1 protein-coding gene is annotated in these 1,063 nt (G+C 39.5%); it reads right to left on the bottom strand.

Features of this window, described 5'->3' with window-relative positions:
- Positions 1 to 11: 11 nt before the first annotated feature.
- A complete protein-coding gene (locus QTI33_RS35050) occupies positions 12 to 1,013 on the bottom strand; it encodes a glycosyl hydrolase family 17 protein (protein ID WP_286511353.1) in 1,002 nt (333 codons plus the stop codon).
- Positions 1,014 to 1,063 lie beyond the last annotated feature (50 nt).

Below are 1,063 nucleotides of genomic sequence, written 5' to 3'. Positions count from 1 at the left end.
TGTCTGTTTAATTAATTGAAACTTATTTGATACTTAGGTGATTTGTCAGGGTTAAAGAGACCAAAATGTTGCTCAGTCGATGCACCAGTCTTCTGATTTTCGTCAAACATGGCGAACAAGTAAGTCTCAATAGCCACACCAGGTTTCAACGGAGTCCCGTTCCCACTCTTGACGTGATTGATCAAATTATTATAATATGTGGCAGCATTGCCTGCAGTTGTGGCTCCATCTCCACCAGCAGATGGCCACCCACTCTCAGACACAACTATCTGCAAATTGGATCCCCCAACTTGCCCAAGAGCAGCATATACTGAATCTAACTGCGCATCAAACAGATTTTGGTAACCAGCGTCGTTGTTTCCTTGTTGATTAAAAAGAGCATAATCAAGATGAATGGCTTGTTCATTTCCGATATAAGCAAAGTACGGATACACATTTGCAAGAAATGGTGATCCATTCTTCACTAGGAAGTTGATTATTGGTTGTATATATGACTTTGCTTGATCAGTGAAAACACCATTCTTGGGTGGATAGGAGTTACCAATCAAAGTCATGTCTATTGCTATAGAGACCTTGATTTGGCCTTGTAAATTGGCTGCTGAAATTGCATTTTGAATGTTTTGCAATGCAGTGAGAACGTATTGGGCCTCATTGTAATCAGGGTGGATTTCATTTCCAACAGTGATGTACTTGATTTTAACATCTTGTGAGTAGGGTGTAACATATTTGGTTACCCAATTTGTGGCTTGATTGGCATCAGTGAGAGAAGAAAGGGTATCCCTAGGCACATCAAGAATCAATTCAATGTTGGAACCTCTAAGTGCTTGTAGGGCTTCTTCGTCTGGATAGTATATACGCATTCCACCAATACCTTTTGATTTGTATAAATCTATAACTTCTGGCCTTGATGGTAGATTATTGCCATTCACGCCATAGCAAACTCCTACGGATTGCACACCTGTAAATTCTAGTCCAATGGCCAGTATAGCAACAAGCAGAAAAATGATAGACATGATCGAGAAGTTTCTTTCAAAGATCGTATTGGTTATAGTTATAAATCAAT

Origin of the sequence: Variovorax davisae (assembly GCF_030316845.1) — a bacterium.
Taxonomy (GTDB): Bacteria; Pseudomonadota; Gammaproteobacteria; order Burkholderiales; family Burkholderiaceae_C; genus Variovorax; species Variovorax davisae.
This window is presented reverse-complemented; position numbering and strand designations above follow the sequence as displayed.